Origin of the sequence: Kitasatospora phosalacinea (genome assembly GCF_000716545.1) — a bacterium.
GTDB lineage: Bacteria > Actinomycetota > Actinomycetes > Streptomycetales > Streptomycetaceae > Kitasatospora > Kitasatospora phosalacinea.
The window spans coordinates 22,594-31,836 of the sequence record NZ_JNWZ01000081.1; the positions used below are offsets into that span (position 1 = coordinate 22,594).

The following is a 9,243-nucleotide window of genomic DNA, read 5'->3' on the forward strand; positions in this document are numbered from 1 at the left end:
TTTTTACGGAGGTGCGATGCCTCGCCTCACCGACGCGCGCAGAGAGCTCCGGCGCGCGCAGATCGCCGACGCCGCCGTCCGCTGCTTCAGCCGCAACGGCCTGGAACGGACCTCGATCGCCGACATCAGCGCCGAGTCCGGCCTCTCGACCGGCTCGATCTACGCGCACTACCGCAACAAGGCCGACCTGGTCCGGGGCGCCGCCCGCGAGATGCTCGTCAGGCGCGCCGACACCATCGGCGAGTACGCCGCGGCAGACGTCCCGCCCGACCCGGACGAGCTGCTCTCCCGGCTGACCGCCGCGATCGACCCCGTCCACGCCCGGGTCGGCGTGCAGACCTGGAGCGAGGCGACCACCGACCCGGCCGTCCGCGACATCGTCACCGACGCGACCGACCGGATGCGCGCGATGCTGCACGACTGCGTCACGGCCTGGCTCGTGAAGGTCGAGCACCACGAGCCGGCCCCCGCCCGGGAGCTGGCCGCCCCGATCGCCCACCGGCTCATGGCGCTCTACCAGGCCGAACTGCTGTACACCGCCCTGCGGACACCGATCGAGGAGACGGCACCGTGACCACCCCGACCGCTTCGCTGGCCGAACGCGCCGTCCACCGGATCGGCTACGGCGCCCTCCAGCTGGAGCGCCTGCACGACCGCCGCGACCGGGCCGTCGCCCTGCTGCGCCGCGCGGTCGAACTGGGCGTCGACCACGTGGACACCGCCCAGTTCTACGGCTCCGGGTTCGCCAACGAGGTGATCCGCGAGGTGCTGCGCCCCGAGGACGACGTCCTGGTCGTCACCAAGGTGGGGGCCGACCCCGCCCCCGGCGGGCGCCTGCCGCTGCGCCTGGCCCAGCGCCCCGAGCAGCTGCGCGCCAGCGTCGAGGACAACCTGCGCGGCCTGGGCACCGACCGGCTCGCGGTGGTCAACCTGCGCCGCCTGGACACCGGCCCCGGCCTGCGCCCCGAGGGGGACCAGGTGGTCGACCTGGACGACCAGCTCGCGGTGATGACCGCCCTGCGAGACGAGGGCAAGATCGGCGCGATCGGCCTGAGCAGCGTCACCCTCGACGGCCTGCGCCGCGCCCTGCCCGCCGGCATCGCCTGCGTCCAGAACGCCTACAGCCTGGTCTCCCGCGCCGACGAGGAGATGCTGCGGCTGTGCACGGCCGAGGGCATCGCCTGGGTGCCGTTCTTCCCGCTCGGCGGGTCCTTCCCCGGCCTGCCCAAGGTGACCGACGAGCCGGTGGTGCGCGCGGTGGCGCGGTCCCTGGGGGTCACGCCCGCCCAGGTCGGCCTCGCCTGGCTGCTGCACCACGCGCCCAACGTGCTGCTCATCCCCGGCACCGCCGACGCCGCCCACCTGGAGGCCAACCTCGCGGTCGGCGGGATCGGCCTGGACGCCGCGACCCTCGCCGTCCTCGACGGCGTCGAGTCCCGTTCCAGCGAGGTCGCCATCGGCTGACCGGGCCCGCCACCGCGCTCGCACCCGTGCCGTGCCCACGCTCGCGCCCGTGAAGTCCCGTTCCAGCAGGTACCGAGGAGGATCATGAAGGCCATCGTCCACCGCGCCAACGGCGCCCCCGACGTGCTCCGGCTCGTCGACCGCGACCGGCCCGAGCCCGGCCCCGGCGAGGTCCGGGTGCGGGTCGCGGTGTCCGGGGTCAACCCGACCGACTGGCAGGCGCGTTCCGGCGCCGGCCACCCCAGGGGCTTCCCCGAGACCACCCCGCACCACGACGGGGCCGGCACGGTCGACGCCGTCGGCGAGGGCGTCGAGCGGAGCCGGATCGGCCAGCGGGTCTGGCTGTTCATGGCCGCCGCCGGGCGGCCCACCGGCACCGCCGCCGAGTTCACCGTCGTACCCGCCGAACAGGCCGTACCGCTGCCCGACGGGGTCGGCTTCGACGTCGGCGCCGCGCTCGGCGTCCCCGCGCTGACCGCGCACCGCGCGCTCACCGTCGCCGAGGACGGCCCGGGGCGGCTGCGGCCCGGCGCGCTCGACGGGAAGGTGGTGCTCGCCGCGGGCGGGGCCGGAGCGGTCGGGCACGCGGTGATCCAGCTCGCCCGGTGGGCCGGAGCCACCGTGGTGGCCACGGTCAGCGGCCCGGAGAAGGCCCGGCTGGCCACCGCCGCCGGCGCCCACCACGTGGTCAACTACCGCGAGGGGGACCCGGCCGCCGGGATCCGCCGGGTCGCCCCGGACGGCGTGGACGTCGTCGCCGAGGTGGCGCTCGGCGCGAACCTCGCCCTGGACCTGGCCGTCCTGCGCCCGCGCGGCACGATCTCGACCTACGCCAACGACGGCGGCGGACCGGTCGAACTGGACGTGCCGCGGCACATGGTGCTCAACGCGCGCCTCCAGTTCCTGATCCTCTACCTGGCCGGTCCGCGGGCCCGCGCCGCGGCCGTCGAGGACGTCGCCGCCGCGGTGCGCGACGGCGCGCTGCCGGTCGGCGAGGAGCACGGACTGCCGCTGATCCGCTTCCCCCTCCACCGCACCGCCGACGCGCACCGCGCGGTCGAGGGGCGCGCGGTCGGCAAGGTGCTGGTGGACGTCACGGCCTGACGGCCGGCCCCCGGGCGGGGGCCGGCCGTCGAGCGGAACGGGCTCCGGTCGGCGGGCTCCGTCGGCGGGAGCCGGCCGGCCGGTCGGCGGGTGCCGGTCAGCGGGCGCCGAGCAGGTGCTCGATGGCCAGCTGGTCGAGGCGCTCGAAGGCCATGCCGCGCTCGGCGGCCGCGGTGACGTCGAACTCCTCGAACGCGGAGCGGTCGGCCAGCAGCGCGGACAGGCCGTCGGCGGCGGTCGGCTGGGCGAGCTGGTCCAGGCGGGCGGCGCGCAGCGCGTCCTGCACCTCGGCGTCGGCGCGGAAGGCCAGCGCGCGCTCCTTGAGCAGCAGGTAGTTGCGCATGTTGCCGGCCGCGGACTCCCACACGCCGTCGAAGTCCTCGGTGCGCGGCGGCTTGAAGTCGAAGTGCCGCGGGCCCTCGTAGTCGGACGACTCCAGCAGGTCGACCAGCCAGAACGCCTGCCGCAGGTCGCCCGCGCCGAAGCGGAAGTCCTGGTCGTACTTGATGCCGGACTGGCCGTTCAGGTCGATGTGGAACAGCTTGCCCGACCACAGCGCCTGGGCGATGCCGTGCGGGAAGTTCAGGCCCGCCATCTGCTCGTGGCCGACCTCCGGGTTGAGGCCGACCAGCTCCGGGCGCTCCAGGCGGTCGATGAACGCCAGCGCGTGGCCGATGGTCGGCAGCAGGATGTCGCCGCGCGGCTCGTTCGGCTTCGGCTCGATCGCGAAGCGCAGGTCGTAGCCCTGCTCCGTGACGTAGTCGCCGAGCAGGTCGAAGGCCTCCTTCAGGCGGTCGAGGGCCACCCGGACGTCCTTGGACGCACCGTGCTCCGCGCCCTCGCGGCCGCCCCAGGCGACGTACACGCTGGCGCCCAGCTCGACCGCGAGGTCGATGTTGCGGATGGTCTTGCGCAGCGCGTAGCGGCGCACGTCCCGGTCGTTGGCGGTGAACGCGCCGTCCTTGAAGACCGGGTGGGTGAACAGGTTGGTGGTGGCCATCGGCACCCGCAGGCCGGTGGACTCCAGGGCGGCCCGGAAGCGCTTGACGATCGCCTCCCGCTCGGCGTCCGAGGAGCCGAACGGCACCAGGTCGTCGTCGTGGAAGGTCACGCCGTACGCGCCGAGGGCGGCCAGCTTCTCCACCGTCTCGACCGGGTCCAGGGCCGGGCGGGTGGCGTCGCCGAACGGGTCGCGGCCCTGCCAGCCGACCGTCCACAGGCCGAAGGTGAACTTGTCGGCGGGGGTGGGGGTGAGCTGGCTCATCGCGTACTCCAAACGCTGTTGATCGACCGGGTGGATCGACCGAGGGATCGACCGGGGCCCGACACGGGTCGGGCTCGGAACCGACGGTAACCCAGATTGGGGGCTATTCGTCAGGCCGGAAGACAAATTAATATGAGCGAGCCCGCGAGGGAAGCCCCCACGCGGAACGCACTTCACCCACCCATCCGGAAAACGCTTCCCGCACGGCCCGGACGACCGCAGACAGGAGCAACGCCCATGGCGCACCCGCAGGTGGTGATCGGCGTCGACAGCTCGACCCAGTCCACCAAGGCACTGGCCGTCGACGCCGAGACCGGCAAGGTCCTCGGCGAGGGCCGCGCCGCCCACCGGGTCGACTCCCGGTACGGCCAGGAGAGCGACCCCGACCAGTGGTGGGACGCCCTCACCGCCGCCGTCGCCGCCACCGGCTGGGCCGACCGCGCCCAGGCCCTGGCCATCGGCGGCCAGCAGCACGGACTGGTCACCCTGGACGCCGACGGACGCCCCGTCCGCCCCGCCCTGCTCTGGAACGACGTCCGCTCCGCGCCCCAGGCCGCCGAGCTGGTGCGGAAGTTCGGCGCCCAGTGGTGGGCCACCGAGCTCGGCAGCGTCCCCGGCGCCTCCTTCACCGCCGCCAAGTGGGCCTGGCTGCGCGCCACCGAACCCGAGCACGCCGAGCGCACCGCCGCCGTCCGCCTCCCGCACGACCACCTCACCGAACGCCTCACCGGCACCGCCACCACCGACCGCGGCGACGCCTCCGGCACCGGCTGGTGGACCCCCGACGGCTACCACGCCACCGTCCTCGACCACATCGGGCTCGACCCCGCCCTGCTCCCCGCCGTCACCCCCGCCGGCACCGCCGCCGGACACGCCCTCCCGGGCGGGCCGCTGCGCCCCGGCACCCCGATCGCCACCGGCACCGGCGACAACATGGCCGCCGCCCTCGGCCTCGGCCTCGCCCCCGGCGTCCCCGTGCTCAGCCTCGGCACCTCCGGCACCGTCTACACCGTCACCCGCAACCGCCCCGCCGACCCCACCGGCACCGTCGCCGGCTTCGCCGACGCCCTCGACGGCTGGCTGCCGCTCGCCTGCACCCTCAACTGCACCCTCGCCGTCGACCGGATCGCCACCCTGCTCGGCCGCGACCGCCAGGACGTCGAACCCGGCGGCACCGCCGTCCTGCTGCCCTACCTCGACGGCGAACGCACCCCCGCCCTCCCGCACGCCAGCGGCCTGCTGCACGGCCTGCGCCACGACACCACCCCCGGCCAGCTCCTCCAGGCCGCCTACGACGGCGCCGCGTACTCGCTGCTCGCCGCCCTCGACGACGTGCTCGCCGTCGACGGCCCCGGCGCCGCCGACCCCGAGCAGCCGATCCTGCTGATCGGCGGCGGCGCGCAGGGCCGCGCCTGGCAGGACACCGTCCGCCGGCTCTCCGGCCGCCCCGTCCAACTGCCCGCCGCCCGCGAACTGGTCGCCCTCGGCGCCGCCGCCCAGGCCGCCGCGCTGCTCACCGGCGAGCGCGCCGACGCCGTCGCCCGCCGCTGGGGCACCGCCGACGGCCCCGTGCTGCCCGCCCTGACCAGGGACGACGCGGCGCTCGAACGGATCGCGACTACCATTTCGCAGACGGCCGCCCTGCAGGGGGACGGCACGCACTGACGCGACGCCGGGCCGCCCGCTCCGAACGGGCGGCCCGGCGCGGTCGGGGCGGGCGGCGCGGTCGGTGCGGACCGACCGGCGCGGCCCGGACACACAGGCGTACGGACGTACACAGGCGGTCGGACGGCGGCGCCCGGACGGCGGCACGGAGGGACGGGGCAGACGTGACAGAGGACGGGCAGCAGCCCGCCGGCGACCTGGCGGCCAGGCGCGGCCCCGCCTCGCAGCAGGACATGCGGCGGCAGAACCTCGCCCTGGTGATGCGCACCGTCGCCGCCGCGCACCCGCTCTCCCGGGCCGACGTGGCCGGCCGCACCGGGCTGACCCGCACCGCCGTCTCCAGCCTGGTCGACGAACTGATCGGCGGCGGACTGCTGTTGGAGGGCGAACTCGAACGCAGCGGCCGGGTCGGCCGCCCCGGCCGGGCCCTGGTCCTGAACGGCAACGGCCCGGCCGGGCTGGGCCTGGAAATCGGCGTCGAGCACCTCAGCGCCTGCGTCATCGACCTGCGCGGCGAGGTCCGGGTCGAACTGCACCGCCCCGCCGCCAACGCCGGCCGCCCCGCCGAGCAGACCCTCGCCGAACTCGCCGAACTCGCCGCCCGGGCCGAGGACGAGGCCGTCGCGCTCGGCCTGCGGGTGGTCGGACGGGTGCTCGCCGTCCCCGGCAGCGTCCCGCTGGGCAGCCCCGGCCGCCGGGTCGAGCACGCCCCCAACCTGGGCTGGCACCAGGTCGACGTCACCGAACTGTGGCCCGGCCCCGGCGCCGCCCCCGCCGTCGAGAACGAGGCCAACCTCGGCGCGCTGGCCGAACTCTGGCAGGGCACCGGCAGCGGCACCTTCGTGCACATCTCGGCCGGCGAGGGCATCGGCGGCGCGCTCGTCCTGGACGGGCGGCTGTTCCACGGCGTCCAGGGCTTCGCGGGCGAACTCGGCCACCTCACCGTCCGCCCCCAGGGCCGCACCTGTTCCTGCGGCGCCCGCGGCTGCCTCGAACCGTACGCGGGACTGGCCGCCGTGCTGCGCTCCGCCGGGATCGTCGACGAACCGGACGGACCCGGCGGGGCGGCGTACCCGGCGCACCGTCAGGAGCCGGACCCGATCGCCGAGTTGGCCCGACGCGCGGAGGAGGGGGACGCCGACGTCCGGCGCGCCCTGGAGCACGCGGGCACCGCGCTCGGCACCGCGCTGGCCGCCGCGGTCAACCTGTTCGACCCCGCCACGCTCGTCCTCGGCGGCGGCTACGCCGACCTCGCGAAGTGGCTGCTGCCCGCGATGCGCGCCGAGCTGGCCGGGCTGATCCGGGTCCGCCCCTGGCCCGAAGAGGCCCTGCGCGCCTCGCCGTTGGGCCGCCGCGGCCCCGTCCTGGGCGCGGCCCTGGTCACCGTCCGCCGCCTGCACTCCGACCCGGCCGGGCTCTGGCTGCCCGAGGCGGTCTGACCGCGGCCGCCGCTGTCCGCGCGGACGCGCGACGGCGGGGCCGACCGGCGCGGGACCGGCCGGGACGTCCCGCCGGACGTGCTCCACGACGCCACGCTGATCGCCGCGGCCGTCGGCGGCACGCCGGTGCGCCGCTGACGCTGCCGTCGGTGTCTCGTCGGCTCGCCGGGGCGCTCCGGCGGTGGTGGGTGGTTCCGCCGGTGGCCGGGCGCGTGGTGCTGGGCGGGTGCGTCCGGCCACCGGGGCCTGGGGGAGGGGGTGCGGGCTGCGGGGCGTCCGTCCGGTCAGTGCCCGGGCAGGACGGTCGAGCGCAGGCCGCGGGTGGTGAGCGCGGCGAGGACCGCGGGCAGCGCGGTGACGGTGTTGCGGTTGCCGTGGTCGTGCAGCAGGACGGTGTCGCCGGGGCGGGCCGCGGCGACGACGGCGACGATCTCGTCGGGCGCGGCGCCGTCCCAGTCCCGGGGGTCGACGTCCCAGAGCGTCTCGGCCAGGCCCGCGTCGGCGGCGACCTGCCGCACCTCGGGGGAGGTGTCGCCGAACGGCGGCCGGAACAGGACCGGCGGGCGGCCGGTGAGCGCCGCCAGGAGGCGGTTGGTGCGGTGGATCTCGTCGTGGACGGCGGACGGCGGCAGGCCCGGCAGGGACGGGTGCGACCAGCTGTGGTTGGCGATCGCCATCCCGGCCCGGTCCAGGGCGCGGACCAGTTCGGGGTGGCGCTCGGCCTGCGCGCCGCACAGGAAGAAGGTGGCGCGGTGGCCGGCTGCGGTCAGGGCGTCGAGCAGCGCGGGCGTGGAATCGGGGTGCGGACCGTCGTCGAAGGTCAGCGCGAGGGTGCCGGCCGGCGCGGGTGACGACGCCGGCAGTGACGGCAGCGGGCTGGTGGCGGACGTGGGCTCGGCCATGGTGCTCCCTTCGATCGATCCGAAAGTTTCGAATACTTGTCGAATGTTACGATCTGACCCGGACGACGGTAGGGGAGCCCGGCGGGGGCGTCAACCGCTCTGCGCGGCCCGGAACGTCCGGACCGCGCAGGAGAGTTGGGGCGTGTCGCTCAGTCCTCGGCCGGCGGCGGGGCGGTGCTGGCCCGGACGACCAGGCTGGTGGCCAGGTCGACCCGGGTGGCGGTGGGTTGCTCGCCCCGGCCGAGCCCGATGGCCAGCCGGGCCGCCGTCTCGGCCATCTCGACCAGCGGCTGGCGGACGGTGGTGAGCGGCGGCCCGACCCAACGGGCCAGCGGCAGGTCGTCGAAGCCGACCACCGACAGGTCCTCCGGCACCCGCAGGCCCAGCTCGCGGGCGGCCTCGTACACGCCGAGGGCCTGCAGGTCGTTGCCCGCGAAGATGGCGGTCGGCCGGTCGGGCCGGGTGAGCAGGGTGCGGGCGGCGGCGTACCCGGCCTCGTGGTGGAAGTTGCCCTCCAGGATCAGTTCCGGGTCGACCGGCAGCCGGGCGGTGCCCAGCGCGGTGCGGTAGCCGTCGACCCGGGCGCGGCTGCACATCATGCCGGACGGGCCGGCGATCATCCCGATCCGGCGGTGGCCCAGGTCGAGCAGGTGCCGGGTGGCGGCCAGGCCGCCCTGCCAGTTGCCGGTGCCGACGGCCGGCACCCCCTCGGCCGGATCGCCGGCCGGGTCGAGCACCACGAACGGGATGTCACGGCTGGTGAGTTGGTCGCGCTGGGCGGCGTCCAGCTCGGACAGCACCAGCACCACGCCGGCCGGCCGGCGGGCCAGCACCCCGTCCACCCAGGTCTGCCCCGGGGTGAGTCGCCCGGCCGACTCGGAGAGCACCACGCTCAGGCCCTCGTCCCGGGCGACGTTCTCCACGCCCCGGATCACCTCCATCGCCCAGGCGCTGTCCAGTTGGTGGAAGACCAGGTCGAGCAGCCGGGACGGCGGCGCGGAGGTGCGGCGGCGCTGGTAGCCGGTGCGGCGCAGGATCTCCTCGACCTTGGCGCGGGTCGCGGGCGCGACGTCGGCCCGGCCGTTCAGCACTTTCGAAACTGTCGGAGCCGAGACGCCGGCCGCCCGGGCGATCTCCGACAGGGTCGGTGCGGGGTCGGGTTCGAGTTCTGCAGCGCTCATGGCTCGGATAGTAGCGCCCCCGGCGGACGCGGGTGGGGCGGGTCGACGGCCTTGACCCGCCCCGGCCGGGCACCGTAGCGTCACCGCAACATTCGCGCACTGTTCGAAATGTTTGCGGTGCTAGGCGGGTTGGAGAGGGGCGAATCGGCCCGCCGGGGGGTCAGGCGGGGGCCGGTGGGGGTCAGGCGGGGGCAGGCAGGGGGGCGGGCGGGGCGGGGGAGGGC

The 9,243-nt window shown here is 76.0% G+C and carries 8 protein-coding genes; 5 read left to right on the forward strand and 3 right to left on the reverse strand.

What is annotated here, in order from left to right:
- Positions 1–16 precede the first annotated feature (16 nt).
- The 3 genes from OO48_RS29705 (at position 17) to OO48_RS29715 (ending at position 2,568) form a co-directional block, all read left to right on the forward strand.
- Positions 17–574 carry a TetR/AcrR family transcriptional regulator gene (locus OO48_RS29705; RefSeq protein WP_051733101.1) on the forward strand — a complete coding sequence of 186 codons (558 nt, stop codon included), beginning with the start codon at positions 17–19 and terminating at the stop codon, positions 572–574.
- Positions 571–1,464, forward strand: a complete 894-nt coding sequence (locus tag OO48_RS29710; protein ID WP_033221884.1) for an aldo/keto reductase — start codon at positions 571–573, stop codon at positions 1,462–1,464. Before OO48_RS29705 ends, OO48_RS29710 begins: the two co-directional genes overlap by 4 nt.
- 84 nt (positions 1,465–1,548) lie before the next feature.
- A complete protein-coding gene (locus OO48_RS29715) occupies positions 1,549–2,568 on the forward strand; it encodes an NADPH:quinone reductase (protein WP_033221886.1) in 1,020 nt (339 codons plus the stop codon).
- A gap of 97 nt (positions 2,569–2,665) precedes the next feature.
- Here OO48_RS29715 and xylA read toward each other — a convergent pair whose 3' ends face one another.
- Positions 2,666–3,832, reverse strand: a complete 1,167-nt coding sequence (gene xylA, locus OO48_RS29720) for a xylose isomerase (RefSeq protein ID WP_033221888.1) — start codon at positions 3,830–3,832, stop codon at positions 2,666–2,668.
- Positions 3,833–4,069: 237 nt separating this feature from the next.
- Between xylA and xylB the strand changes: the two genes are divergently transcribed.
- Both xylB and OO48_RS29730 read left to right on the forward strand, forming a co-directional pair.
- Positions 4,070–5,497 (forward strand): xylulokinase, encoded by a 1,428-nt coding sequence (xylB, locus tag OO48_RS29725; RefSeq protein ID WP_033221890.1) that lies wholly within the window; start codon positions 4,070–4,072, stop codon positions 5,495–5,497.
- 164 nt (positions 5,498–5,661) lie between these two features.
- Positions 5,662–6,936, forward strand: a complete 1,275-nt coding sequence (locus tag OO48_RS29730) for an ROK family protein (protein ID WP_051733102.1) — start codon at positions 5,662–5,664, stop codon at positions 6,934–6,936.
- Between the two features lie 284 nt (positions 6,937–7,220).
- On the opposite strand, the gene OO48_RS29735 is transcribed toward OO48_RS29730, so the two are convergent.
- Positions 7,221–7,838, reverse strand: coding sequence for a polysaccharide deacetylase family protein (locus tag OO48_RS29735; protein WP_081952480.1), 618 nt, complete (start codon positions 7,836–7,838; stop codon positions 7,221–7,223).
- Between the two features lie 149 nt (positions 7,839–7,987).
- Positions 7,988–9,019, reverse strand: a complete 1,032-nt coding sequence (locus OO48_RS29740) for a LacI family DNA-binding transcriptional regulator (protein ID WP_081952481.1) — start codon at positions 9,017–9,019, stop codon at positions 7,988–7,990.
- Between the last annotated feature and the right edge of the window lie 224 nt (positions 9,020–9,243).